The sequence below is a fragment of the Methylibium sp. T29 genome (assembly GCF_000576205.1).
In the GTDB taxonomy this organism is placed as follows: Bacteria; Pseudomonadota; Gammaproteobacteria; order Burkholderiales; family Burkholderiaceae_C; genus Methylibium; species Methylibium petroleiphilum.
In genome coordinates, this window is record NZ_AZND01000001.1 from 73,055 (window position 1) to 98,303 (window position 25,249).

The 25,249-nt window shown below is 67.8% G+C and carries 26 protein-coding genes and 2 pseudogenes; 14 read left to right on the forward strand and 14 right to left on the reverse strand.

Annotation, left to right across the window (positions count from 1 at the left end; translation table 11 throughout):
• Positions 1 to 21: 21 nt before the first annotated feature.
• The 5 genes and pseudogenes from x551_RS00340 to x551_RS00360 all read right to left on the reverse strand — a co-directional run bounded on the left by x551_RS00340 (position 22) and on the right by x551_RS00360 (position 2,888).
• The gene (locus tag x551_RS00340) at positions 22 to 681 is read right to left on the reverse strand and encodes a hypothetical protein (protein ID WP_036247257.1); all 660 of its coding nucleotides are present in this window, start codon (positions 679 to 681) and stop codon (positions 22 to 24) included.
• Positions 682 to 760: 79 nt separating this feature from the next.
• On the reverse strand, positions 761 to 1,219 hold the full coding sequence (dtd, locus tag x551_RS00345) for a D-aminoacyl-tRNA deacylase (RefSeq protein ID WP_036229432.1): 459 nt from the start codon (positions 1,217 to 1,219) through the stop codon (positions 761 to 763).
• Positions 1,216 to 2,105, reverse strand: a pseudogene (locus tag x551_RS00350) (cation diffusion facilitator family transporter). The gene dtd and the pseudogene x551_RS00350 overlap by 4 nt, the downstream one beginning before the upstream one ends.
• Before the next feature lie 68 nt (positions 2,106 to 2,173).
• Positions 2,174 to 2,608 carry a hypothetical protein gene (locus tag x551_RS00355; protein ID WP_036229437.1) on the reverse strand — a complete coding sequence of 145 codons (435 nt, stop codon included), beginning with the start codon at positions 2,606 to 2,608 and terminating at the stop codon, positions 2,174 to 2,176.
• Entirely contained in the window at positions 2,598 to 2,888 is a 291-nt protein-coding gene (locus tag x551_RS00360; protein WP_011830723.1) for a PepSY domain-containing protein, read from the reverse strand. The genes x551_RS00355 and x551_RS00360 overlap by 11 nt, the downstream gene beginning before the upstream one ends.
• Before the next feature lie 160 nt (positions 2,889 to 3,048).
• Between x551_RS00360 and x551_RS00365 the strand changes: the two are divergent.
• Both x551_RS00365 and x551_RS00370 read left to right on the forward strand, forming a co-directional pair.
• Positions 3,049 to 3,713: pseudogene (locus x551_RS00365) on the forward strand (response regulator transcription factor).
• A complete protein-coding gene (locus tag x551_RS00370) occupies positions 3,703 to 5,025 on the forward strand; it encodes an ATP-binding protein (protein ID WP_051511753.1) in 1,323 nt (440 codons plus the stop codon). Before x551_RS00365 ends, x551_RS00370 begins: the two are co-directional and overlap by 11 nt.
• Before the next feature lie 27 nt (positions 5,026 to 5,052).
• Here x551_RS00370 and tyrS read toward each other — a convergent pair whose 3' ends face one another.
• A complete protein-coding gene (gene tyrS, locus x551_RS00375; protein WP_231497489.1) occupies positions 5,053 to 6,231 on the reverse strand; it encodes a tyrosine--tRNA ligase in 1,179 nt (392 codons plus the stop codon).
• Between the two features lie 297 nt (positions 6,232 to 6,528).
• On the opposite strand from tyrS, the gene x551_RS00380 reads away from it, so the two are divergent.
• Together x551_RS00380 and x551_RS00385 are read left to right on the forward strand one after the other, a co-directional pair.
• The gene (locus tag x551_RS00380; protein ID WP_253950259.1) at positions 6,529 to 7,893 is read left to right on the forward strand and encodes a M23 family metallopeptidase; all 1,365 of its coding nucleotides are present in this window, start codon (positions 6,529 to 6,531) and stop codon (positions 7,891 to 7,893) included.
• A gap of 72 nt (positions 7,894 to 7,965) precedes the next feature.
• Positions 7,966 to 9,069 (forward strand): anhydro-N-acetylmuramic acid kinase, encoded by a 1,104-nt coding sequence (locus x551_RS00385; protein ID WP_011830728.1) that lies wholly within the window; start codon positions 7,966 to 7,968, stop codon positions 9,067 to 9,069.
• Between the two features lie 80 nt (positions 9,070 to 9,149).
• Here the strand turns inward: x551_RS00385 and erpA are convergent, their stop codons facing one another.
• From erpA to rplM, 5 genes are all read right to left on the reverse strand, one after another.
• The gene (erpA, locus tag x551_RS00390; protein WP_011830729.1) at positions 9,150 to 9,515 is read right to left on the reverse strand and encodes an iron-sulfur cluster insertion protein ErpA; all 366 of its coding nucleotides are present in this window, start codon (positions 9,513 to 9,515) and stop codon (positions 9,150 to 9,152) included.
• The gene (locus x551_RS00395; protein ID WP_011830730.1) at positions 9,512 to 9,964 is read right to left on the reverse strand and encodes a polymer-forming cytoskeletal protein; all 453 of its coding nucleotides are present in this window, start codon (positions 9,962 to 9,964) and stop codon (positions 9,512 to 9,514) included. The genes erpA and x551_RS00395 overlap by 4 nt, the downstream gene beginning before the upstream one ends.
• Positions 9,965 to 10,000: 36 nt before the next feature.
• Positions 10,001 to 10,726: a DUF6776 family protein gene (locus x551_RS00400; protein WP_036229444.1), complete on the reverse strand. Its 726-nt coding sequence runs from the start codon at positions 10,724 to 10,726 to the stop codon at positions 10,001 to 10,003.
• Between the two features lie 142 nt (positions 10,727 to 10,868).
• Positions 10,869 to 11,261, reverse strand: a complete 393-nt coding sequence (gene rpsI / locus x551_RS00405; RefSeq protein ID WP_011830732.1) for a 30S ribosomal protein S9 — start codon at positions 11,259 to 11,261, stop codon at positions 10,869 to 10,871.
• 9 nt (positions 11,262 to 11,270) lie between these two features.
• Positions 11,271 to 11,699, reverse strand: coding sequence for a 50S ribosomal protein L13 (gene rplM, locus x551_RS00410; RefSeq protein WP_011830733.1), 429 nt, complete (start codon positions 11,697 to 11,699; stop codon positions 11,271 to 11,273).
• 288 nt (positions 11,700 to 11,987) lie between these two features.
• Here rplM and x551_RS00415 point away from each other — a divergent pair, with 288 nt between their 5' ends.
• The 4 genes from x551_RS00415 to x551_RS00430 all read left to right on the forward strand — a co-directional run bounded on the left by x551_RS00415 (position 11,988) and on the right by x551_RS00430 (position 14,666).
• Complete coding sequence (locus x551_RS00415; protein WP_036247259.1) at positions 11,988 to 12,716, forward strand: GNAT family N-acetyltransferase; 729 nt, start codon at positions 11,988 to 11,990, stop codon at positions 12,714 to 12,716.
• 127 nt (positions 12,717 to 12,843) lie between these two features.
• Positions 12,844 to 13,293 (forward strand): DUF2726 domain-containing protein, encoded by a 450-nt coding sequence (locus x551_RS00420; protein WP_051511755.1) that lies wholly within the window; start codon positions 12,844 to 12,846, stop codon positions 13,291 to 13,293.
• A complete protein-coding gene (locus x551_RS00425) occupies positions 13,290 to 13,562 on the forward strand; it encodes a hypothetical protein (RefSeq protein WP_036247262.1) in 273 nt (90 codons plus the stop codon). Before x551_RS00420 ends, x551_RS00425 begins: the two co-directional genes overlap by 4 nt.
• Before the next feature lie 87 nt (positions 13,563 to 13,649).
• Positions 13,650 to 14,666, forward strand: coding sequence for a serine/threonine protein kinase (locus x551_RS00430; RefSeq protein WP_036229447.1), 1,017 nt, complete (start codon positions 13,650 to 13,652; stop codon positions 14,664 to 14,666).
• Between the two features lie 26 nt (positions 14,667 to 14,692).
• On the opposite strand, the gene htpG is transcribed toward x551_RS00430, so the two are convergent.
• Positions 14,693 to 16,570 carry a molecular chaperone HtpG gene (gene htpG / locus x551_RS00435; protein ID WP_036229450.1) on the reverse strand — a complete coding sequence of 626 codons (1,878 nt, stop codon included), beginning with the start codon at positions 16,568 to 16,570 and terminating at the stop codon, positions 14,693 to 14,695.
• Between the two features lie 190 nt (positions 16,571 to 16,760).
• Here htpG and x551_RS00440 point away from each other — a divergent pair, with 190 nt between their 5' ends.
• The 3 genes from x551_RS00440 to x551_RS00450 all read left to right on the forward strand — a co-directional run bounded on the left by x551_RS00440 (position 16,761) and on the right by x551_RS00450 (position 19,643).
• Positions 16,761 to 18,005: a cation:proton antiporter gene (locus x551_RS00440; RefSeq protein WP_036229453.1), complete on the forward strand. Its 1,245-nt coding sequence runs from the start codon at positions 16,761 to 16,763 to the stop codon at positions 18,003 to 18,005.
• A gap of 2 nt (positions 18,006 to 18,007) precedes the next feature.
• Positions 18,008 to 19,120 (forward strand): YbdK family carboxylate-amine ligase, encoded by a 1,113-nt coding sequence (locus x551_RS00445; RefSeq protein WP_036247265.1) that lies wholly within the window; start codon positions 18,008 to 18,010, stop codon positions 19,118 to 19,120.
• A 214-nt stretch (positions 19,121 to 19,334) separates the two neighbouring features.
• Complete coding sequence (locus x551_RS00450) at positions 19,335 to 19,643, forward strand: MTH1187 family thiamine-binding protein (RefSeq protein ID WP_011830740.1); 309 nt, start codon at positions 19,335 to 19,337, stop codon at positions 19,641 to 19,643.
• Between the two features lie 52 nt (positions 19,644 to 19,695).
• Here x551_RS00450 and x551_RS00455 read toward each other — a convergent pair whose 3' ends face one another.
• Positions 19,696 to 20,052 carry an H-NS histone family protein gene (locus tag x551_RS00455; RefSeq protein ID WP_011830741.1) on the reverse strand — a complete coding sequence of 119 codons (357 nt, stop codon included), beginning with the start codon at positions 20,050 to 20,052 and terminating at the stop codon, positions 19,696 to 19,698.
• A 106-nt stretch (positions 20,053 to 20,158) separates the two neighbouring features.
• Here x551_RS00455 and ychF point away from each other — a divergent pair, with 106 nt between their 5' ends.
• The 3 genes from ychF to x551_RS00470 all read left to right on the forward strand — a co-directional run bounded on the left by ychF (position 20,159) and on the right by x551_RS00470 (position 24,625).
• Positions 20,159 to 21,253, forward strand: a complete 1,095-nt coding sequence (ychF, locus tag x551_RS00460; protein WP_011830742.1) for a redox-regulated ATPase YchF — start codon at positions 20,159 to 20,161, stop codon at positions 21,251 to 21,253.
• A gap of 205 nt (positions 21,254 to 21,458) precedes the next feature.
• Positions 21,459 to 22,925, forward strand: a complete 1,467-nt coding sequence (locus tag x551_RS00465) for a CHASE domain-containing protein (RefSeq protein WP_036229459.1) — start codon at positions 21,459 to 21,461, stop codon at positions 22,923 to 22,925.
• 23 nt (positions 22,926 to 22,948) lie between these two features.
• Positions 22,949 to 24,625, forward strand: coding sequence for a PAS domain S-box protein (locus tag x551_RS00470; protein ID WP_216701288.1), 1,677 nt, complete (start codon positions 22,949 to 22,951; stop codon positions 24,623 to 24,625).
• A gap of 10 nt (positions 24,626 to 24,635) precedes the next feature.
• Here x551_RS00470 and x551_RS00475 read toward each other — a convergent pair.
• Positions 24,636 to 25,249 (reverse strand): HAMP domain-containing sensor histidine kinase (locus x551_RS00475; protein WP_036229502.1); only part of this gene is annotated, 614 nt, incomplete at its 5' end.

Below are 25,249 nucleotides of genomic sequence, written 5' to 3' on the forward strand. Positions count from 1 at the left end.
CCGCGGCCACGAAGGCCAAACTCAGCAAGCCACTCCTCGGAGTGGCTTTTTGCGTCGGCGCTCAGCTGAATCGGCAATGCAGCTCGTGTCGCCGACCTGCGCCAGCCACACATGCCCGCCCGGCTGCAGCAGCGCGTTGCGCAACACCCAGCCGCCCGCATCGGCCTGCAGGCCCAGGCGCAGCAGGTCGCCCATCACGGCATCGGAGTCGCGCAGCCCGAGCGGCAGGTCGGGCGTGCGCCGCCGTTCCTCGCGCCAGGCCGCGGCGCATTGCGAATACGGCAGCCGGCCCTGCGCCACCGCTTGCGCCAGCGGGCTCTCCGGGGGCGGGAAGGGCCGCAGCGACGCGTCGAAGCACTCGCGTCCGAAGCGGCCGAACTTCGAGTCGCCGTCGAGATACCACTGGCTCAGCAACTTGGCGCGCCGCTGCGGCAGATCGAACACGAACTCCCAGCGCCGGGCTGCGCCGTCCCGGGCCACGCCCTGGGGCGCCAGCACATGCTTCAGCCGCGCGTCGGAATCGAACTGGTGGGCCGTCTTCACGGCCTGCTCCAGCGCGTGCGAGACGAGGCAGGGCACGCCGCCGCCGGGCGGACGCTCGTTTCGGGTCAGTGGCTCGTGCAGGCTGTTGCGATCGAGCCGACGATCGATGCTGTTGAGTAGACGGCGTAGAGCGGTCACGCGGCCCTCCTCGAAAGGGCCCGCGTCGTCACCAGATCACAGCGCTCGCGGCGACGGCAAGGAGAGTACGGGCGGTGCGTCATGGTCTCAGTTTGTCATGTCCGACGACGAGCGGGATCGTCACCGGCCCGTCGTTGACCAGGAGCACTTGCATGTCGGCACCGAATTCGCCACATTCGACCGGGGTGTGCCGAGAACGCGCCGTGGCCAGCAACCTTTCGTAGAGCACCCGGCCTTGCTCCGCAGGTGCAGCGCCGCCGAAGCTGGGGCGGTTGCCACCCGAGCAATCGGCCGCCAGCGTGAACTGGCTGACGATGAGCAGACCGCCGCCAGCCTCCACCACGCTGCGGTTCATCTTGCCGGCATCGTCGGAAAACACACGCAGCTTGAGCAGGCGCTCGACCAGCTTGTCGGCCACGGCTCCGGTATCCGAGGGCTCCGCGCACACCAGCACCAACAAGCCCGGGCCGATCTCGCCGACTCGGCGGCCACCGACCTCGACCCGCGCCTGGCTGACACGCTGCAGCAACGCGATCACAGCAAGTCCCGTTCGTCGTCGAAATGCGCCTCGACGTCGCTCGGCAGCAGCTGGATGGTGGCACGCAGGCCCGGCACTGCGCTCATCAGCGCCTGCTCGACCGAGGTGCGCAGCGCCGCAGCCCGGCCCAGCGTCCAGCTGGCCGGCATGTGCATGTGCAGGTCGACGAAGCGCCGCTGACCGGCACGCCGGTGGAGACGTGGTCGAACCGGATGGTGTGATGTCGGAAGCTTTCGAGCACGCCCTCGATGTCGCGCAGCACCTCCGGCTCGAGGGCCTGGTCCATCAGGCCGTCGGCCGAGCGGCGCACCAGCGACGTCCCTTCGCGCAGGATGTTGAGCGCCACCAGGATGGCCGTCGCCGGGTCAAGCCACAGCCAGCCGGTCCACTGCACGGCCACCAGCGCGACCACCACACCGGCCGACGTCCAGACGTCCGTGATCAGATGGCGCGCATCGGCCTCCAGCGCCATCGAGCGGTGTTCGCGGGCCTTGCGGAACATGGCCCAGGCGAGCGCTCCGTTCATCGCCGAACCCACCACCGACAGCGCGATGCCGAGGCCGATTGCATCGATCGGCTGGGGTTCCAGGAAGCGGTGCGCCGCGGCCCAGATGATGCCCAGTGCTGCCGCGAAGATCAGCACCCCCTCGAAACCGCTGGAGAAGTACTCCGCCTTGTGGTGACCATAGGGATGGTCGTCGTCGGCCGGTCGACGGGCCACCGTGACCATCAGCAGCGCGAACATGGCGCCAGCCAGGTTGACCAGCGACTCCAGCGCGTCCGACAGCAGGCTCACCGAATCGGTGAACCACCAGGCGCCGGCCTTCAGCGCGATGGTGGCCAGCGCAACGGCGATCGAAAGCTTGAGGTAGGTGCTGACCGACATGCGCCGATTGTCGTCGGCCGATCGGTCGGCGGTCGCCGCTCGCTACGGCTGCCGTCTGCGCCAGCGCATCAACAGTTCGCTGACGGCGTGCAGCCCCAGCAGCCCGGGCAGCGCGGCGGCCATCGCCTCGTGCACGTCACCGACGATGCTGCGATCCCCCAGGTCGCGTTGCCCAGCAGGACGCCACTGGCAGCGACCAGCGACACCGCCAGCACCAGCCCCCAGCGCAACGCAGTGCGCACCGGCTGCCAGGCCGGACGCGACGCCCGACGGGCGGCGCGCACCACGCCCAGCGTGCCGGCGGTCACCAGCCACAACCCGAAGACGCCGGCGGCAGCCAGCCCCAGCGCGGCGTGCGAACCGGGGTGCGCTTCGGCACCCAGCCAGGCCACGGCCAGCACCGCAGCCAGTACACCGTGCAGGAGCACGGCGGCAAACACGTGAGCTCGCCGGAAGCCCGCGGGGTGGGTCGTGCCGATGTCCGCGGTCGCGTCAATGCCCATGGCGGCCGGGCTGCAGGCGCTGCAGCGTCTTCGGATGGAAATAGGCCTCGACCTTCCAGCCGTCCTTGTCGAGCGCTTCGACTTCATAGCAGCCGTCGTCGACCTCGATCTTCTCGATGCGCCAGCCCTGGCCGTTGAGCTGTTGCTCGAGCTCGGCCATCGGTCGCCATTGATCGCGCGGTCCGGCACCGCAAAGATCCTTGCTGCCGGCGTGCACCGGTGCGCTCACCAGAAGGGCGGCGGCCGCCACAGCGGCCAGCGACAGGGAGAGTCTGTTCATCGAAGCTCCTTTCGAGGGGTTGGAAATCGGCAGGCCGCCAGCGCGACCCCATGGCAGGCATGCTGCGCGCCACCCGTGAACCGAAGCTGAACGCGGCGCGGTCCCCGTTCAGCCCCGGTTCAGGCAACGCCGTCAGGCTGCAGAATCCATGTTCAACGCCATGCAACTGCTGCTCCTCGAAGACGACATCGATCTCGGCCAGGCGGTGGTCGACCACCTCGAAGCCCAGGGCCACACCGTCACGTGGATGAAGCTGTGCGCCCAGGCCGAGGCCGCGCTGCGCGGCGATCCCGCAATCGAACTGGTGCTGCTCGACCTGCAACTGCCCGACGGCGAGGCGCTCGACCTCTTGCGCCGCCTGCGCGCCGGCGGCGAGCGGCGCCCGGCGATCGTGCTGACGGCGCGCGACCAGGTCAGTGATCGCATCCGCGGCTTGCAGGCAGGCGCCGACGACTACCTGGTCAAACCCTTCGACCTCGAGGAGATGCTGGCACGCATCGACGCCGTCGCCCGCCGCAGTGGTGTGACCGATCCGCAGGCCGTGCGCGCCCAGGCCACCTCGCTGGACTTCGAGGCCAAGCGCGCGCTGCGCGACGGCGATCCGGTCACGCTGACCGCGATGGAATGGGCGCTGCTGGGACGGCTGGCGAGCCGCCCGGGGCGCATCTGGAGCCGGGCCGAGCTGGAGCAGGCCTTGCACGCGCAGGCCGGCCGCGACGAGGTGGAGAGCAACTCGCTCGAGGTCATCGTGAGCCGCTGCGCCGCAAGCTGGGCGCCACGTTGATCAGCACCCATCGCGGTCTGGGATACCGGCTTGAAGCCTGAACCGGGCGCCCCCCCGTCGCCGCCGTGGCGCCTGGAGCAGCGGCTGCGGCGTCAGCTGCTGCTGGCGCTCGCGGTGCTGTGGCTGGTCGGTGCGGTGACGGCGCTGGTCGGCCAGCAGCACGAGCTGCACGACGTGCTCGACGACGCCCTGGAAGACACCGCGGAGCGCGCACTGAGCCTGCCGCTGCGCAGCGACGCGGCCCCTGAGGCGCCACAGGGCGACGATGACGACGAGCACGCGCGCCTGCAGATCTTCGACCGCGATGGCCACCTGCTGTGGCGCTCGGCCGAAGCGCCGCTCACCCCGCTGGCCGACCTGCGCCGCAAGGGCACACGCAGCGAGGGCGGTTGGCGCGTGTCGGTGCAGCGCCGTGACGACGGCAGCCGGCAGGCGGTGGCTGCCGAGCCGCTGGAAGTCCGCCATGAGGCGCTAGGCCAGGCCGCACTGTGGCTGCTGACGCCCTTGCTCGCTCTGCTCCCTCTCGCTGCGCTGCTGGTTCACCTGGTGCTGCGGCGCGGCTTCCGACGACTGGAACCGCTGCGCGCTGGTCTGGCCCGGCGCGAAGGCGCCGACCTGTCGCCGCTGCCGCTCGACGGCCTGCCGGGTGAGCTGAGGCCGCTGGTCGAGACCTTGAACGCCTTGCTCGCCCGGGTGAGCGCGTTGCTGCAGGCGGAGCGCCAGTTCGCGGCCGCCGGAGCTCACGAGTTGCGCACCCCGCTCGCGGCCGCCCGCGCGCAGGCGCAACGCCTGGCCCAGGAGGCGCGTGACGTCGGCCTGACCGAGCGTGCCGATGCACTGGTGCGGCAGCTCGATCGACTCGCTGCGTTGGCCAGCCGCCTGCTGCAGATCGCGCGCATCGAATCGGGCGTGGCGTTGAAACGCGAGCCGGTCGACCTGGCTCAGCTGGCCACGCTGGTGGCCGACGAGTTCCCCGAGGCACGGCCCGGCGGGCGCCTGCGAGTCGAGGCCGGGCCGGTGGTCATCGTCGCGGCCGATACCGACGCCCTGGGCATCGCGCTGCGCAACCTGATCGACAACGCACTCAAGCACGGTGGCCCAGCCGCCCAGGTCACGGTGCAGGCCGGACCGGGCTCGATCAGCGTGCGCGACGACGGTCCCGGCGTGCCGCCCGACAGCCTGACGCGCCTAGTGCGCCCCTTCGAGCGCGGCGCATCGGCGGCCGAGGGCAGCGGTCTGGGGCTCGCGATGGTCGAGACGATCGCCCGGCAGTCGGGAGCGCAACTGGAGCTGAGGTCGCCGGTCGCCGGCGGACACGGCTTCGAAGCCACGCTGCGTTTCGCAGACCCCTGAGGCGGGCCTCACCCGCGCGGCGGGCGCTCAGCGGAGCGTCACGCGGGCGAACTTGCGCTTGCCGACCTGGACGACGTAGGTCCCGGCCTCGAGCTTCAAGCCCTTGTCGCTGATGGCGACGCCATCGATGCGCACGCCCCCCTGCTCGACCATCCGCAGCCCTTCGCTGCCCGAGGCCACCAGGTTGGCCTGCTTCAGCAAGGTGCCGATCCCGAGCGGTGCGCCGGCCAGCGCCACGTCGGGCAGTTCGTCGGGCACACCGCCCTTGGCACGGTTCTGGAAGTCCGCCTCGGCGGCTTCGGCAGCCGCCGCATCGTGGAAGCGCGTGGTGACCTCCTTGGCCAGCAGCACCTTGGCATCTTTCGGGTTGCGGCCCGCATCGACCTCGGCCTTCAGCGCGGCGATCTCGGCCTCGGAGCGGAAGCTGAGCAGGGTGAAGTACTTCCACATCAGCGCGTCACTGATGGACAGCATCTTGGCGAACATGCTGTTGGCCGGCTCGGTGATGCCGATGTAGTTGTTCTTGCTCTTCGACATCTTCTCGACGCCATCCAGGCCTTCGAGCAGGGGCATGGTCAGGATGCATTGCGGTTCCTGTCCGTACTCGGCCTGCAGCTGCCTGCCAACCAGCAGATTGAACTTCTGGTCGGTGCCCCCGAGCTCGAGGTCCGACTTCAGCGCCACCGAGTCGTAGCCCTGCATCAGCGGGTAGAGAAACTCGTGCACCGAGATCGGCACGCCGGCCTTGAAGCGCTTGGTGAAATCGTCGCGCTCCATCATCCGAGCGATCGTGTAGCGCGACGCCAGCTGGATCATGCCGCGCGCGCCGAGCGGGTCACTCCATTCGGAGTTGTAGCGGATCTCGGTCTTCGACGGATCCAGTACGAGGCTGGCCTGCCGATAGTAGGTCTGGGCGTTCGACTCGATCTGCTCGCGCGTCAACGGCGGCCGCGTGGCATTTCGGCCGGACGGGTCGCCGATCATCGAAGTGAAATCCCCGATCAGGAAGATCACCTGGTGCCCCAGATCCTGGAGCTGGCGCATCTTGTTCAGGACGACGGTGTGGCCGAGGTGGATGTCGGGAGCCGTCGGGTCGAGCCCCAGCTTGATCCGCAGTGGCACGCCGGTTGCATTCGACCGTGCCAGCTTCTGCAGCCAGTCGTCCTGGGGCAACAGTTCGTCGCAGCCCCGCAGGCTGACGGCCATGGCGGCCCGAACTGCATCGTTCACAGGGTACTTGGCGACAGAAGCCGGCCGTTCGGGGAGTTTTGCGGCACTAACCTGATCGGCAGGGTCGGACATGAGCAGGATTTGGGTTTTTACGCCGGGCCACTACGGCCCCTCGATACAATCGTTGCGTTTGCAGAGTGACGGGATTCTAGAGGGGCACAACCCCCGGCATCGTCGACTGCCCACGCCAGACTTGCCGCATGTGTCCCCGCCAGCGGGATTGCTCGGGTCGTTCGCTTTTCAGGATCGTTGGGATTGAACACTTCTGCTTCCTTGCTTCGCCTCGTCGAGCGTACCGACGCGCTGTTGCAGCGCCATCCACGCCGGCTCACGGCAGCCGTCGTGACATTGCTGCTGGGCTCGGCAGTCACCGCCTTCGGCGTGGCGCCGATGGCCCCCGATGCAGCCGACCTGCCACGCCGGGTTCTAACGGAAAGCGTCACCCCGCTTGCGCTCGACGCACAGTTGCAAGCACTTGAAACACACTCGGTAGCGCTCTACCGCAGCGAACTCACCCGCAGCAGCGACACGGCCGACACGCTGCTCCAGCGTCTCGGCATCGATGATGCGGAGGCAGCAGCCTTCCTGCGTCGCGATGCCACAGCGCGCGCGCTGCTCGAAGGCCGTGCCGGGAAGATGGTGCAGGCACTCGCCACCAACGGCCGGTTGAGCCGGCTCATCGCCCGCTCTCCCGCCGAAAGCACAGCTCAGTTCTCGACGCATTTCACGCGGCTCACCATCGAGCGCGACGCGATTGGCCTGCGAGCGCGCACCGAGCAGGCGGCGCTGTCCAACGAGGCCAAGCTCGGATCCGGCACCATCCAGAGTTCGTTGTTCGCGGCCGCGGACGACTCGCGACTGCCCGACGCAGTGACCATCCAACTCGCCGAGCTGTTCGGCACGGATATCGACTTCCGCCGCGAGCTCAAGCGCGGCGACACCTTCACGGTACTGTACGAGGCGCTCACCGCCGATGGCGAGCCGGTGACGTGGAACCAGGCATCGGGTCGCGTGCTGGCGGCTCAGTTCATCAACGATGGGCGCACGCACGATGCCGTGTGGTTCGAGGAAACCTCCTCCACGGGCAAGACCAAGGGCGGCTACTTCGGACTCGACGGTCGCAGCAAGAACCGCATGTTCCTCGCATCGCCGATGGCCTTTTCTCGTGTGACCTCCGGCTTTTCGATGCGATTGCACCCGATCCTCAAGACCTGGCGCGCCCACCTGGGAGTCGACTATGGCGCGCCGACCGGCACGCCGGTGCGCGCCGTCGGCGACGGCGTCGTCGAGTTTGCCGGCTGGCAGAACGGCTACGGCAACATCGCCATCATCCGCCACGCCGGTGACCGCGAGACCCGCTACGCGCACCTCAGCCGCCTCGATGTGAAGCGTGGTCAGCGCATCGACCAGGGCCAGCTCGTCGGCGCCGTGGGAGCTACCGGCTGGGCCACCGGCCCTCACCTGCATTTCGAGTTCCGCGAGCGCGGCCAGGTCCAGGACCCGCTGAAGATCGCGCGCGCGTCCGAGGCCCTCACCATCTCGCCTGCCGCGCGGGCGCAGTTCGACGAAATGGCGGCCGCCGCCCGGTCGCAGCTGACCGTCGCCTCTGCCGTGAGCCCGGTGGCACGCTTCGAGTGAGGCGCCCGCCGCACCGCGGAACGAGCCCGCCACGGCGGGCTTTTTCACGCCCCCGGGGCTTAGGATGCTGCAATGGGTGAGAACTACATCGGCCTGATGTCAGGCACCTCGATCGACGGCGTCGACGGTGTGCTGGTCGAGTTCGACGGTGAACGCATGCAGGTGCTGGCGCACGCGCACCGGGCGTTCGACCCCGCACAGCGCGCCGAACTGCTGGCGCTGAACACCCCGGGCGACAACGAATTGCACCGCGCTGCCCTGGCGGCGAACGCCCTGGCCCGGACGTACGCCCAAGTCGTGACCGAACTTCGCAAACGCGTGCCCGGCCCGGTACGCGCCATCGCAGCGCACGGCCAGACCGTGCGGCATCGGCCCGGTCAATTCGACGGCATCGGCTACACGCTGCAGCTCAACGCACCGGCCCTGCTGGCCGAGTTGACCGGCATCGCGGTCGTGGCCGACCTGCGCAGCCGCGATGTCGCGGCCGGCGGCCAGGGCGCTCCCCTGGTCCCGGCCTTCCACCGCGCCCGCTTCGGTCGAGACAGCGAAGCCGTGGCCGTGGTCAACATCGGCGGCATCAGCAACCTGACGCTGTTGCCCGGAGACGCTCGCCCGGTTCGAGGCTTCGACTGCGGTCCCGGCAACGCTCTGATGGATCTGTGGTGCCTGCGACATCGTGGCCTGCCATACGACGACGGTGGACAGTGGGCCGCTGGCGGGACCGTCGCGCCCGACCTGCTCGCCGCCGCCCTGCGGGACCCGTACTTCGCCCTGCCGCCACCGAAAAGCACCGGACGCGACGACTTCCATGGCGCGTGGCTCGATGGCCTGCTGGCAGAGAGGCCGGGCCTCCATCCGCAGGACGTGCAGGCGACGCTGTGCGAGCTGACCGCCCGGGTCATCGCCGACGATCTGGTGCGCCACCTGCCCGCCACGACCGTCCTGCTGGTGTGCGGCGGCGGTGCGTTGAACCGGGAGCTGATGCGCCGGCTGCAGGCCGCGCTACCGGGCACGCCGGTGCAATCCAGTGCGGAACGCGGCTTGCCACCGCTGCAGGTCGAGGCTGCGGCATTTGCCTGGCTGGGCCGGGCCTGCCTGCACGGCCGCAGCGGTTCCCTGAAGGAAGTGACCGGCGCCGCAGGATCGCGCGTGCTGGGGGCGCTCTACCCGGCTTGATCGGATCCGGGAAACGAAGAAGCCGCCCGAGGGCGGCTTCTGGGTGATGCAGCTGGTGCGGGAGAGCCCCGCACTACGCCTCAGGTCGAGAAGCTCGAACCGCATCCGCAGGTGGTGGTAGCGTTCGGATTCTTGATGACGAACTGCGCGCCTTCCAAGTCTTCCTTGTAGTCGATCTCGGCGCCTACCAGGTACTGCAGGCTCATCGCGTCGATCAACAGCATCACGCCGTTCTTCTCCATCTTGGTATCGTCGTCGTTGACGATCTCGTCGAAGGTGAAGCCGTACTGGAAGCCGGAGCAGCCGCCGCCCTGTACGAAGACGCGCAGCTTCAGCTCGGGGTTGCCCTCTTCCTCGACCAGTTCCTTGACCTTGCCGGCCGCACTGTCGGTGAAGACGATCGGGGCGGGCATCTGGGTGGCAATGTGTTCTGCAACGGCGCTCATGGAGACTCCTGTGACTCGCGATCCGGAATCGCCCTCGTATTGTGACCGACTGCGCTCAAGACCGCATTGGCCGCCAGTCGCAGCGCCGGTTTGTCCTCCGACGCCAGCGGCCGCAGTTCCCCGTTCACCTGTGCGCCCTGGTGCATTTCCAGGCGCTCGTAGCGCACATTGCCCTCTATGCGAGCCTTGGGCTGCAACTCCAGCAGTTCATCCGATTCCAGCGGGCCGCGGACTTCGCCATTGACGATCACGTGACCCGCCTTGACCCTGCCGGCAATGCTGGCTTTCTCGCCGATCACGAGCAGGTTGCGTTCGTCGCCGAGGGCCAGCACATTGCCCATCACCCGCCCGTCGATGCGGAGACCCTCGCTGAAGCGGATCTCGCCCTCGATCACCGTGCCCTCGCCAACGAGTGTGCGGATGGGAGGTTGCTTGCGCATTCCGAACATGTTTCATCTCCTAGGAAAGGCGTGCCATGCCGCGCGCTAGAGGCTCACATCCTGGCTGGCGCGCACACCGCCCTGGGCGTCCAGCACCCGGACCTGCAGGGCGTCGACCACGGCCAGCGCGGGAAAATTGAGCGTGCCGTCCACGCGCTGGTACTGGCGGAACTGCAGCACACGCGGCGCTCCGGATGGCGATTGCGACCACGTCTGGCCTTCGAGCTGACCCTTCAGCGTCAGCTCATAGCGTCCCTTGAACTCGGCTGGTGACTTGCCCTGCTGCATCACCAGCAACTGGTAGCGCAATTGTCCGTTGCCGACGACTTCGGCCTGCAGCCCGCGCACCACCAGTTCCGATTTCCCGCTGGTCGGCAGCAGGCGCTCAAAGAAGCCGAGGTCCCCTTTGAGCGCCAGATTCTCGGCCTCCAGCGCCTTGATCTGGCTCATGAGTCGCTCCTGAGTCGTGCGCTCCGTCTTGAGCAGGCTCTCCGCGGTGTTGGCGATGCTCTGCGCCTTGTCGCGCTCGCTGCGCAACTGCTCGAGGTCGATCGCATCCGCCTCCTTCGACGGCGTCGCCACCGGCACCCGATCGAGCCGGTCGAGGCCGGCGATGTCCTTGCCGAACTCGAAGGCCCACAGAGCCAGCGCCGCCGAGAATCCAAGGGCCAGCGCCAGAACCGCCCAGCGCAGCGGCCATGGCAGATGACTGCGCACGATCATGCGCGGCGCACTGATCGACAAGCGGCGGCGCAGCAGCTTCCAACGCATGGGGTTCCGGAAAGCCCAAAAGTCCATTCTAGGCAGCCACCCCGTGGCCGCCAGCGCGCAATGTGCAACCGGACGATGAACTTGCAGCACAAATGAAAAAGCCGCCCGAAGGCGGCCTTTTGTCGCGGACTGCGCAGAAAGATCAGCGCTTGCTGAACTGCTTGCGGCGACGCGCGCCGTGCAGGCCGACCTTCTTGCGCTCGACCTCACGCGCATCGCGCGTGACGAAACCGGCACGGCTGAGCTCGGACTTGAGCGCCGCGTCGTAATCGATCAGCGCCCGCGTCACGCCGTGGCGCACAGCGCCGGCCTGACCCGATTCGCCACCACCGTGAACGTTGACCTTGATGTCGAAGGCCTCGACATTGTTGGTCAGGAACAGCGGCTGCTTGACGATCATGATCGACGTCTGACGGCCGAAATATTGTTCGACCGGCTTGCCGTTGACCGTGATCTGGCCGCTGCCCTTCTTGATGAACACTCGTGCCACCGAAGACTTGCGGCGGCCGGTCCCGTAATTCCAATTGCCAATCATCGCCGCTCCTTAGACTTCCAGAGCCTTGGGGCTCTGGGCGGTGTGCGGGTGCGTGGCACCGGCATAGACCTTCAGCTTCTTGATCATCGCGTAGCCCAGCGGCCCCTTGGGCAGCATGCCCTTCACGGCCTTCTCCAGGGCGCGGCCGGGGTGCTTGGCCTGCATGTCCTTGAACTTGGTCGCGTAGATCCCACCCGGGAAACCCGAGTGCCGGTAGTACACCTTGTCGGTGGCCTTGTTGCCCGTGACACGGAGCTTTTCGGCGTTGACGATGACGATGAAGTCGCCGGTATCGACGTGAGGCGTGTAGATGGGCTTGTGCTTGCCACGCAGACGGAGGGCCACTTCGCTGGCAACCCTTCCGAGGACCTTGTCGGTCGCGTCAATCACAAACCACTCGTGCGTCACTTCGGCCGGTTTGGCGCTGAAGGTTTTCATGACTTTGAAACAGAGTGGAAATCCCGGCTCACATCGCTTTCGCGGTCGGTGCCCCTTGTATGCCATTCCTTCGGACGAGCCGTCGAACCGGCGTGGGGCCTCTTAGGCGAAATACCGACCACCCTGGGGCGACCGCTTCTCCCGGAGCCAGAAAGCGGGAAAGCCAAGCAGTATAAGCCAGATCATTCCGTCGGACGGCGCAGGAGTCGAAGTCGGCCGTGGCGGCGCATTCCCCTCCCCCACCACAAGGTCAAGCGAGATCGCCACTAAAATATAAGGGTAAACCCCATGATCACCGATCCCTTTCCCCCTGCTGCCCGCCCGAGCATGTCTGCGGCCCCCTCCGCCCAGCCCGCCTCGCGACGCGCGCATCGCAGTGCCTTGCAATGGGTGCCGATCCGCTCGCTCGCCGAACGTCACCGGGAGCGGATCGTCGCCCATCTGGTTGCTCTCCCGCCGCGCGACCGCTATCTGCGCTTCGGCCACGCCGCAAGCGATGAGCAGATCGCGCAATACGTGGACAGCATCGAGTTCGCGCGCGACGAGGTCTTCGGCATTTTCAACCGCCGGCTGGAATTGGTGGCGATGGCGCACCTCGCATATGAGCGCGCGCCGCAACTGGACAGCCATCCCGCGATGGTCGAGTTTGGGGTGTCGGTGCTGCCGCAGGCGCGTGGGCGCGGCTATGGAGCCCGCCTGTTCGATCACGCGGTCATGCACGCCCGCAACCGCGGAACGGAGACCCTGTTCATCCATGCGCTGAGCGAAAATACCGCCATGCTGAAGATTGCACGCAACGCCGGTGCCAAGGTGGTGCGCGACGGCAGCGAGTCGGAAGCGTGGCTGAAACTGCCGCCCGACACCCTGGGCAGCCAGGTCGAGGAGATGGTGGAAACCTATGCCGCCGAGGTGAATCACCGCCTGAAACGTCACGCGCTGCAACTGGAGCACTGGTTCGATGCCGTGAACGAGGTCCGGGCCCGGTTCGCCAAGGGACTGGTCGTCGCCTCGGAGTAGCCCGCGGCCGTCGCCGCGGGGCGACAAGCACTCACCTGAGGGGATGCCGCCCAAGCCCGGCGGTGACTAGCATGCCGGACCGTCCGCGCCGTGCCGCGGCGAAATCTGCCACGCCACCGTATCCCTCATGACGCTGCCCCTCTGGCTGTATGCGCTGCTCGCGGGCATGGCCCTGGTCTGCGCATTTGCCGTCGGGCGCTACTCGCTCGCCCGCCGACAACGCCGTTCGCTGCCGAGGCAATGGCTGCTGATGGCACGGCCGGTCCTCAATTCCGACGAACGCCGCACCATGCGCATGCTGCGCGAGGGACTGCCCCAGTACATCGTGCTGGCGAAACTGCCGCTGGTCCGCCTCTGCCAACCGCGCGACCCGCGGCGGGTGCGCTACTGGTTCGACCTGCTCGGCAGCCTGCATGTGAGTTTCGCCGTCTGCAGCCCCAACGGCCGCGTCATCGCCGTCATCGACCTCGAGCCGGAGCGCGGCGTGTCGCGGCGCGCCAGCAAGATCAAGCAATCGGTACTGGATGCGTGCCGCATCCGCTACCTGTCGTGCAAGGCCGAGAATCTGCCCCGATGAGCGAACTGCAATTGCTGCTTCGCCCCCAAGGCGCTGCACCGCGCCAAGCGCCGCTCGCCGCCGCGCCACCGAAGAACTTCCAGCAGGCACGCAGCACCTTGTCCGACACGGTCCGCACGCGCCGCGCCGAGCGCTCGGCCCGCTGGGCGGACTCCGGCTTCCCACAGGATTCCTTTTTTGCGCCGGACAGTCGACTCGACGGCCCGAGCAGCGAGTTTGCGCCACTGGCCGCTGCAGTGCCCGACTCGCTCTCGGGTTCTCTGCGCTGAACACTCGCCCGCCTCGGAAAGGCGCCGTCGCAGATCCGATCCGCCAGCGTTCCCGGCCGGGGTACGCCCGCATGCGAGCATCGCGGCATGGATCATGCCGCACCGCCCCAGCCCTTTGCCGATCTGACACCGCACGCGGTGCTCGACGCGATGGCCGACATCGGCCTTTACGGCGATGGTCGGCTGCTGCAACTCAACTCCTACGAGAACCGCGTGTTCCAGGTGGCGCTGGAGGACGGCAACACCGTCGTCGCGAAGTTCTATCGCCCCGCGCGCTGGAGCAACGAGCAAATCCTCGAGGAGCACGCCTACGCGCTCGAGCTCGACGCCGCCGAAGTGCCGGTCGTCGCCCCGCTGGTGCTGGATCCCCGGCAAGCGCGCGGTGCATTGCGATGTCTCGGTGCGCCCCCCACGCTGGCAACGCTCGGCGGCATGCGTTTCGCCGTCGCGCCGCGCCGCGCCGGGCGGGCGCCGGAACTCGACGATCCCGAGGTGCTGGAATGGATCGGCCGCTTCATCGGTCGTCTGCATGCCGTTGGGCGACAGCGGCCGTTCGAGCACCGGCGCACGCTTGACATCGATACCTTCGGCCATGCTCCGCGGAAGTGGCTGCTCGACACCGACAAGGTCACCGCCGCAGAGCGCCCGCGCTGGTCAGACGTGTCGGAGCGGGCGCTGACGCTGGTGGCCCAGCATTTCGCCGCGGCCGCCCCGCTGCGTTCGCTGCGCCTCCATGGCGACTTCCACCCTGGCAACCTGCTGTGGACGCCTCAGGGCCCGCATTTCGTCGATCTCGACGACGCGGCGATGGGTCCCGCCGTACAGGATCTGTGGATGCTGCTGTCGGGAGACCCGGATGTCGCCCGACAGCAACTCGCCGCGCTGCTGGAGGGCTACGAAACGTTCTGCGACTTCGACCGCCGCGAGCTCGCGCTGGTCGAGGCGCTTCGCACCCTGCGGATGATCCACCACAGCGCTTGGCTCGCACAGCGTTGGGACGATCCGGCCTTCCCCGCCGCGTTCCCGTGGTTCGGCGCGCCGAGCTACTGGTCCCAGCAGATCGAGCACCTGCTGATGCAGATCGACGTGATGACCGGCGCGTAGCGCCGGTCAGCGCAGAACGGAGCGGCTCAGACCAGCAGCCGGTTCACGCGCTGCACGTAGGCAGCCGGGTCGTCGAGCTGGCCGCCTTCGGCCAGCACGGCCTGGTCGAACAGCACCTGCGCCAGATCGTCGAAGCGCTCGCTGCCATCGAGGCGCTTCACTAGCGCGTGTTCGGTGTTGACCTCCAGGATCGGCAGGCTCGTCGGTGCGCTCTGGCCGGCCTGCTTCAGCAGGCGCGCAAGGTGCCCGCTGATATCGCCATCTTCCACCACCAGGCAGGCCGGCGAATCGACCAGCCGTGTCGTCACGCGTACGTCCTTGGCGCGCTCCTTCAACGTGTCCTTCAACTTCTCCAGCACCGGCTTGAAGGCCTCGGCCGCTGCCTCGGCCTGCTGCTTCTCGCCCTCGTCCTGCAGCTTGCCCAGGTCCACCGCGCCCTTGGCCACGCTCTGCAGCGGCTTGCCCTCGAACTCGAACAGGTGCGAGAGCATCCACTCGTCGACGCGGTCCGTCAGCAGCAGCACCTCGATGCCCTTCTTGCGGAACACCTCGAGTTGCGGGCTGTGCCGTGCCGCCGCCGTGGTGTCCGCGGTGATGTAGTAGATCGCCTCCTGGCCGTCCTTCATGCGCGCCAGGTAGTCGGCCAGCGACACCCCCTCGTCGGCCTGGGTCGATGCGAAGCGCAACAGCTTGGCCAGGCGCTCCCGGTTCGCGTGGTCCTCGCCCACGCCTTCCTTGAGCACCGCGCCGAACTCGCGCCAGAAGGCGGCGTACTGGTCGCGCCGCGCGGCGTCTTCGCTGCCCGCCATCTCTTCCAGCATGCCCAGCACGCGCTTGGTCGAGCCTTCGCGGATCGCCTTCACGTCGCGACTTTCCTGCAGCAGCTCGCGCGAGACGTTCAGCGGCAGGTCGCTCGAATCGATCACGCCCTTGACGAAGCGCAGGTAGCTCGGCATCAGCGCCTGTGCGTCGTCCATGATGAAGACGCGTTTCACGTAGAGCTTGATGCCGCCCTGGCGGTCGCGGTTCCACAGGTCGTGCGGCGCCTTCGCCGGCAGGTAGAGCAGTTGGATGTACTCGCTGCGGCCCTCGACGCGGTTGTGCGTGTAGGCCAGCGGCGGCGTGCTGTCGTGGCTGAACTGTTCGTAGAAACTCTTGTATTCCGCGTCGGTGATCTCGCTCTTCGGGCGGGCCCACAGCGCAGCCGCCTTGTTGACGGTCTCCCATGCGTCCTGAGTCACGTACTCGCTCTTCTCCGCGTCCCAGACCTGCCCGCGCATCAGGATCGGCAAGGAAATGTGATCGGAGTAACGACCGATGACGGACTTGAGCTTCCACGCGCTGAGGAACTCGTCCTCGCCGTCGCGCAGATGCAGCGTCACCGAGGTACCCCGCTGCGCACGAACGAGATTCTCGACCTCGAAGTCGCCGGTGCCAGCGCTGCTCCAGCGCACCCCCTCTTCGGCCTTCAGCCCGGCGCGGCGCGACTCGACCGTGATGCGGTCGGCAACGATGTAGCCACTGTAGAAACCCACACCGAACTGGCCGATCAGCTGCGCGTCCTTCGCCTGCTCGCCCGACAGCTTGCCGACGAACTCGCGGGTGCCGCTCTTGGCGATGGTGCCCAGGTTGGCGATCGCCTCGTCGGCACTCATGCCGATGCCGTTGTCGGCGATCGTGATCGTGCGCGCCTCCTTGTCGAAACTCACGCGCACTTCCAGGGTCGAAGCATCCTCGTACAGTGCGGCGTCGTTCAAGGCCTCGAAGCGCAGCTTGTCGCAGGCGTCCGAGGCGTTGGAGATCAACTCGCGGAGGAATATCTCCTTGTTAGAGTACAAGGAGTGGGTCACGAGGTGCAGCAGCTGCTGCACCTCGGCTTGGAATGACAAGGTCTGCTTGTTCATGGCGGCCTGAAAATCGTTGACAGGGTGCACGGGCGCGAGAGCCGAATGTGCGCCGAAGATTGTGGGGCCACTTGCCGGTCTTTCAAGACCGCGAGACCCCGGACCCGCGGGCCGCAGCGCGGCCCTGCTGCCCACCGCGGCCCGCGCCAGCGAGCCGGACCGCGACAGCCCCGAGGAGAACAACAACGCCATGGAGACATCAGCTCTCGCCCTGTCCACTGCACCGCTGTGGACTCTGGAAGGTCTGCGCGGTGCCGACCCCGTGCTGGGGATCGCGCTGTTGATCATCATCGCCGTCGTCACCGGCGAGGCGGTGCGTCGCTGGACGCGCCTTCCGCGCACCTGCGGCCACATGCTGGTCGGCGTGATCGCCAGTCCGCTGGCCCTGCGCCTGCTGGAGCGCACCGATCTCGATCCGTGGAAGCCGCTGCTCGATCTGGCAGTCGGCGTGCTCGTGTTCGAGCTCGGGGCCCGCATCCGCCCGCGCTGGCTGTTCGACAACCCCACCCTGGCGCTGCAGTGCATCGCCGAATCGGTGCTCGCGGCGGCCGCCGTGACCGCGGGCCTGGTGATGCTCGGCGCACCGGCGATGTCGGCGGCGCTGGTCGGCGCCGTGGCGATGGCCACCTCCCCGGTCATCACGATGGCCGCCGTGCACGAGACCCAGCCACGTGGTCAGGTCACCGAGCGGCTGCTGATGATGACCGCGCTCAACAGCGTGCTCGCCGTACTCGCGCTGAAGATCTGGCGCGTGATCGCGACCGCTGACGCGCCGCTGAGCTCCGAGTGGCTCCCGGCACTGGCCAATGCGGTCTATGTGCTGTGCGGCTCGTTCCTGCTCGGCGCATTGCTCGGCCTGCTGCTGACGTGGATGTCACGTCCCATGCGCCGCACGATGGCCAGCGCGGTGCTGCAGATCGGCCTGCTGGTGCTCGGCGCGCTGCTGGCCACGCAATGGACGCTGTCGCCGCTGCTGGCGCTGTTGGTCGCCGGCGTCGTGGCGCGCGCACGCATGGGCCACGGCCTGACCATCGAGCCGCAGCTCGGCACCGCCGGCGCCGCGCTGACCGTGCTGCTGTTCGTGAGCCTGGGGCTGGTCAGCTCGGTCGAGAGCTTCTGGAGCCTGTGGCCCTGGGTACTGGCGATCGTCGTCGCGCGCGCGCTCGGCAAGGGACTGGCGGTGGCGGCGCTCGCGCGGCCCAGCGGCCTGAGTCTGAAGCAGTCGCTGGCCCTCACCGTGGCACTGCAGCCGATGGCGCAGTCGGCCCTGCTGCTGGGTGCGGCCACCTACGGCTGGCCGGCCGATGCGCCGATCGTCGATGCCGCCGTGCTGCAGGCGCTGGTGATCGCCGTCACGCTGATGCAGCTCAGCGGCCCGGTGTGGTCGGTGCTGGGACTGCGCCATCTCGCCCGCGAAGTCCCGGAACGGAGCTGACCATGGCCTTGCAAGATTTCACCCCCTCGGAGCCGCTGACCCTCGGCGTCGAGCTCGAGCTGCAGTTGCTCAGCACCCACGACTTCGACCTCGCACCGCAGGCGGAGGACCTGCTGCGCGAGACCGCCAAGCACAGCGGCGCGTGGGACATCAAGCCCGAGATCACGCGCAGCATGATCGAGATCGGCAGCTCCATCCAGCGCCGTCATGGCCCGCTGCGGGAGGAGCTGCGCGACATGCGCAACCAGCTGACGCGCGCGGCGCGCAAGCTCAACATCGCCATCGCCGGGGGTGGCACCCACGCGTACCAGCATTGGAGCGAACAGCAGATCTTTCCAGCCGAACGCTTTCGCTACATCAGCGAGCTGTACGGTTATCTCGCCAAGCAGTTCACCGTGTTCGGCCAGCACGTGCATGTCGGCTGCCTTGACGGCGACCAGGCGCTGTGGCTGCTGCATGCCCTGTCGCGCTACGTGCCGCACTTCATCGCGCTGTCGGCCTCATCGCCCTACGTTCAGGGACAGGACACCGGCTTCGACTCGGCACGGCTCAACTCGGTGTTCGCCTTCCCGCTGTCTGGCCGTGCGCCGTTCGTGCGCAGCTGGGAGGAGTTCGGCGGCTTCTTCGACAAGATGACGGCGACCGGCGTCGTGCAATCGATGAAGGACTTCTACTGGGACATCCGCCCCAAGCCCGAGTTCGGCACCATCGAGCTGCGCGTCTGCGATACGCCGCTGAGCGTCGACAAGGCCGCGGCACTGGCGTGCTACCTGCAATGCATCTGCCGTCAACTGCGCGAGGAGAAGCCCTTCGAGCCCAGCGAGGACGACTACCTCGTCTACACCTTCAACCGCTTCCAGGCCTGCCGCTTCGGGCTCGACGGCGAGATCGTCGACCCGAAGACCAAGCAGCGCTCGCGCCTGCGCGACGACATTCTGCGTACCTTGACGCGCCTGGACGAGCACGCGCTCGACCTGGAGGCGCTCGATGCGACGCAGTTACTGCGCGACTCGCTGTTCGAGGGCAACGATGCCCGCTGGCTGCGAACGCAGCGCGCGGCGATGCTGCCGCTGCCTGCCGTGGTGGAGGCTGCCGCCCGGCGCTGGGGTGAATGATCGACGGGTGCCACCCACGCAGAGCGACAGTTGTCGCCTGCGTAGCCGTGACACCCGTCGCATTGATGCAACGCGCGGACGGTCCAGCCTGCGTCTGGAGCGCGCCGGCGCCTCGGAAACGCAGCTTCGATGACGGGCACAAAGCTTGCCCTGTCGGGTTCACCCGTTGCACGGGTCGAACGACACGCGCACATCACTCACAGGAGACTCACCGATGGTCCTGCTCGAATTCGCCATGGCACCGCTCACCAAGGGCGAGAGCGTCAGCCCCTTCGTCGCCCGCTCGCTCGACATCATCGACAAGAGCGGCGTGCCTTACCAGCTCACACCGATGGGCACGATCCTCGAAGGCGAATGGCACGAGGTGATCGCCGTCGTCAGCGCCTGCTTCGAGGCGATGAGCGCCGACTGCGACCGGGTGGGCACGAACATCAAGATCGACTACCGCGCCGGCCCGGGTGGGCGGCTGCAGTCGAAGCTCGACTCCGTTCAGCAGAAGCTGGGACGCACGCTGTCAACCTGACGGCGCGCCCGCGGGAACTGCGGCCCGTGCCGGCCGCAGATCCTGCAAAAGATCAAGCAGCGAGGTCTTCCGGCGTCTTGCCGCCAGCGATCGCATCCAGGAACCACTGCGGGCGCCGCCCGTGGCCCGACCAGCTGTGGCCGGCGTCGTCGCGGTACTTCACTTTGCTGGCGGTCCGAGCCGGCTTCTTCTTTTTCGCCCCGGTGCCGCGCGGTTTGCGGCCCGACGCGGCGAGCCCGAGATCGGCCGCGCTCAGGTCATAGAACGCTATCGCCTCGCGGATGCGCTCGATCACGTCTTTCACTTCGCGCTTCTTGAGAGCTTCCGCCTGACGCTGCAGCGTCGCGATTTCTTTTTGGATCTGGGCCAGTGATTTCGCCATTCCGATGTCCTTCGTGTTGGTATCCATGCCAGTGAGAGCATAAGCCCACGCCGGTAAAATCGCTGGCAGTCGCCCGGCATCGAGGCGCCGCAGCCGCCGGCTGCTTCCACTCTCAACGAAAGCCCCGCCCGCCATGAGCCTCAAATGCGGCATCGTGGGTTTGCCCAATGTCGGCAAATCCACTCTTTTCAATGCGCTCACCAAAGCCGGTATCGCCGCGGAGAACTATCCGTTCTGCACGATCGAGCCCAATGTCGGCGTCGTCGAATTGCCCGATCCGCGGCTGCAGGCGCTGGCCGCCATCGTCGTGCCGGAGAAGCTGGTGCCGGCCATCGTCGAGTTCGTCGACATCGCCGGCCTCGTGGCTGGCGCGAGCCAGGGCGAGGGCCTGGGCAACCAGTTTCTCGCCCATATCCGCGAGACCGATGCGATCGTGAACGTGGTGCGCTGCTTCGACGACGAAAACGTGATCCACGTCGCCGGCAAGGTCGACCCGATCGCCGACATCGAGGTGATCCAGACCGAGCTCTGTCTGGCCGATCTCTCCACGGTCGAGAAGACGCTGCAGCGCTCGATCAAGGCCGCAAAGTCCGGCAATGACAAGGAAGCCGCCAAGCTGGTCGACGTCCTGCAGAAATGCCAGACGGCGCTGAACGAGGCGCGTCCAGTGCGCAGCATCGCCTTCAGCAAGGAAGAAATGGCGATCCTCAAGCCGCTGTGCCTCATCACGGCCAAGCCGGCGATGTTCGTGGGCAACGTCGACGAAGGCGGCTTCCAGGACAACCCGTATCTCGACAAGCTGCGAGCCTATGCCGAGAGCCAGCGGGCACCCGTTGTGGCCATCTGCGCCAAGACCGAGGCCGAGCTCGCCGACATGTCGGACGAGGACCGGCTGATGTTCCTGCAAGAGATGGGACAGGAGGAACCCGGGCTGAACAGGCTGATCCGTGCGGCCTTCAAGCTGCTGGGCCTGCAGACCTACTTCACCGCCGGCGTGAAGGAGGTGCGAGCCTGGACCATCCACATCGGCGACACCGCGCCGCAGGCCGCCGGGGTGATCCACACCGATTTCGAGCGCGGGTTCATCCGGGCTCAGACCATCGCCTTCAACGATTTCATCGCGTTCAAGGGCGAGCAGGGCGCCAAGGAGGCCGGCAAGATGCGCGCCGAAGGGAAGGACTACGTCGTCAAGGACGGCGACGTGCTGAACTTCCTGTTCAACGTCTGAGCGTCGGTTCGTGAAGAGACCCGGCGGCGCAAGCGCTGGCGGGGTGTGAAGGCGGCCACGGCACGGCCTGCAGCGTGTGCCGACGGAGGCTGCCACGCCCATCGCCGGTGGTAGGCTCGCAGGCGATCGCCCCCGTCCTCATGGCCGATACGCTCACTCACTCCAGTCCGACAGCCTCCGCCCCCCCTTCGTCGCCACATCGCTGGTGACCCTGGTGCTGGTCGCGCTGGCCTATGTGCTGACGGGCGCGGCCTCGCTGCAACTCGCGATCCCCCCCGGCTACGCTTCGCCGCTGTTCCCGCCGGCCGGCATCGCGCTGGCCGCGGCTTTGGTCTACGGTTGGAGGGTGCTGCCGGCGGTGATGCTCGGGAGCCTGAGCGTGCAGATGCTCGTGTACTTCAACGGCGATCAGCAGCATGTCTTCCGCGATTCGCTCACCGGGCTCGCAATCGCTTGCGGTGCGACGGTGCAGACTGCGCTCGGCGCCTGGCTGGTGCGCCGGGGCCTGAGGGAGCCACTGACGCTGGACGGGCCGGCTTCGATCCTGCGCCTGTTCGGCTTCGGTGCGTTGGCCGCCTGTACCGTCGGGGCAAGCCTGAGCGTCCTGGCGCTGTGGTTGGCCGGTCTGCTGCCGACCGCCCTGCTATTCGACACCTGGTGGACCTGGTGGGGCGGCGATGCCTTGGGCGTGATGATCGCCACACCCGTGGTGCTGACGCTGATCGGCCGACCGCGGACCGCCTGGCGGCCGCGCCGCAACACCGTGGCCTTGCCGTTGGTGGTTGCCACCTTGCTGCTGGCGCTGGCCATCTGGCAAGTCGCCCGCTGGGACGGCCAGCGCGACGCGGCGCGCTTCGAGCGCGATGCGATCAGCGTGAGCCGTACGGTCGAGCTGCGGCTCAATGCCCACCTCGACGCACTGGATGCGATGCACAGCATCTATGTCGCGTCGTCGAACGTCGACAGCCGTGAGTTCGAGCGGGCCAGCGCCGGCTGGCTGCGCAAGCTGCCGAGCGTGCAGGCGATCGGTTGGCATGAGCGCGTTGCGCGGCAGGACCTGCCGGCCTTCGAGGCAAGCCTGCGCTCTCTCGGTCAACCGGACTACCGCGTGTTCGAACGCGACAGCGCTCTCAGCGCGAACGACTCCGAACTGATGGTGATGCGCTACATCGAGCCGCGTGCTGGCAACGACACCGCGCTGGGTGTCAACGCGCTGTCGATTCGCGCTGCCCGCGAGGCCATCGCGCGCGCGCGCCTGAACGATGGCGCCACGGTCACCCCTGGCTTCAGGCTCACGCAGGAAACCGCACAGCAGACCGGCGTTGTCGTCTATCGCGCCGTGTACCGTGGGGACGAGCCATCACGCAGCCTGCAGGGAATGGTCTTCATCACTCTACGCATGGAAGACGCTCTGGCCCGGCTTGCTGTCGGTGCCCCACGCTATCTTCAGTTCTGTCTGCTGGACAGTGATGCCCCCCCGAGAGCCGGCTGCTGGCCGGCTCGTCCGACTGCGCGCGCCCTGCCGTCAATCCCCTATGGAGTCACACCGCGGAGATCCCGTTCGCCGGTCGCACCTGGGAGCTTCGGGTGCAGGCACCGAATGGCGTTCCCAATGGGCCCGCCGCCGGGCCGCTATCGGGAGAGAGCGCGACGGCTTGGCTGTTCTCACTGACCGGGCTGCTCGGCACCGGCATGATGGGTGCGCTGCTTCTGCTCGTCACAGGGCGCACTCGGCAGACCGAAACGGCTGTCGCAGAACGTACCGAGCAGTTGGAGCACGAGATCACCGAGCGCCTGGCCACCGAACAGGCGCTGCGCGAGAGCGAGCAGCGCTTCCGCAGCATCTTCAACTCGGTGCCTATCGGCGTGGTCTACACCGACCTTCAGGGCCGCATCAAGCAGCCTAACGCAGCCTACTGCACCATGACCGGCTACAGCGAAGAAGAGCTGTTGAGCCTGTCGCTCGCCAGCCTGACCCACCCCGAGGACCGTGCCGCCGATCTGGCAAGCCAGCAGGATCTGGTGGACGGGCGGCTGCCGCTGTACCGGCGGCGTAAACGCTACGTCACCAGGAACGGCCCGGTACTGTGGGTCAGCGTGACGGTCAGCCTGCTGCGCGACGAGCACGGCCAGCCGCACCGGCTGGTGGGACTGGTCGAGGACATCAGTGAGCACCTGCGCCTCGAAGAAGCGGAGCATGCGCGCGAATCCGCGGAGACCGCCAACCGCGCGAAGAACGAATTCCTTTCGCGCATGAGCCACGAACTGCGCACGCCGCTCAACGCGATGCTCGGCTTCGCGCAACTGCTCGACCTCGACCGCGGCGAGCCTCTGCACGAGCGCCACCGGATGTGGGTAACGCAGATCCAACAGGCCGGCTGGCATCTGCTGGAGATGATCAACGACGTGCTGGACCTGTCGCGCATCGAGTCCGGCACACTGAGCCTGCAGGTCGAGTCGTTGTCGCTGGAGCCGCTGATCGCCGCATCGATGGCACTGGTGGAGCCGCAGGCGCGCGGTCGCGGCCTCACGCTTGTCCGCACGATGGCCGAGCACGCCCCGCTGCAGGTTTTGGGCGACGCGACTCGCGTCAAGCAGATCCTCACCAACCTGCTGAGCAACGCCGTCAAATACAACCGCGAGGCGGGTGAGGTGCGTGTGTCGACCCGTCGCACTGAGGACCGCGATGGCACGCCGATGCTGGAACTCGACGTCTGCGACACCGGCCTGGGCATCGAGCCTCAGCTGCTGACCCAGCTGTTCCAGCCCTTCAACCGGCTGGGGCGCGAGCGTGGCGCGACCGAAGGCACCGGCATCGGCCTGGTGATCGCCAAGCTGCTGGCCGAGCGCCAGGGCGGGTCGCTGAAGGTGCGAAGCGAGCCCGGTGTCGGCTCGACCTTCACGCTGCGCCTGCCGCTGGACTCGCAAGCGCGGCCGATGACCGCAAGCCAGGAGGCCGACGAAGAGGCCAACGCAGCCTACAACCGTCGTCATGTGCTCTACATCGAGGACAACGACACCAATGTCGAGGTGATGCGCGGCATCTTCGGCCTGCGCCCGCAGGTCCGGCTGGCCGTCGCGACCACCGGGCTGGACGGCTTGGCGGCCGTGCGCACCTCGGCGCCCGACCTGATCCTGCTCGACATGCACCTGCCCGACATCGACGGCATGGTGCTGCTCCAGCACCTGAAGTCCGACGAGCAGACCGCCGAGATCCCCGTCATCGCCGTCTCCGCCGACGCGCTGCCGGCCCAGATCTCGGCCGCCCTGGGGGCCGGCGCGATCCGCTACCTCACGAAACCGGTCGCCATCGACGAGGTGCTCGGCGTCCTGGACGAGCTGCTGTCGCAGCTGACGACCCGCTTCGGCTAGCCCCCGCGATTCACCGGCCAGGCGGGAACACGACGCGCACGCGCAGGCCGCAGCCGTCTTCGCCGTCGAGCAACTCGACCCCCGCGTTGTGCGAGCGAGCGATGTCACGCACGATGGCCAACCCGAGGCCGCTCCCGGCTCCCGTCGAGCCCGGTGCACGGTAGAAGCGCTCGAACACCTTGGCGCGCTCTTCGGCCGCAATGCCGGGGCCGTTGTCTTCCACCTCGAACATCGACCTCGGTGCACCGTCCTGCTGCTTCAGGACACCGGTGCGTACCGTGATCCGGGCCGGCCGCTGGACGGTGCCGGTCGCGTACTCCAGCGCGTTGTGGATCAGGTTGGCGAGCAGCTCACCGAGCAGATGGCGGTGCCCACGCACCGGCGCTGCCTCGAGCTGGAACCCGAGATCGGCGCCGCGTTCCAGTGCGCGCGGAACCCAGTCCTGCGCGGCGTCCTGGGCCACCGCCTTCAGGTCGACCGGATCCCCGGGCTCGTTGCTGCTGGCCTCGCTGCGTGCCAGCGCCAGCAGCTGGTCCGCGGCCCGGGCCACGCGCTGCGTCGAACGGTGCACGCGCTCGAGCGTTGCATGGACGGCGGGCGGGTGGGCTTCCAGTGTGCGCGCCG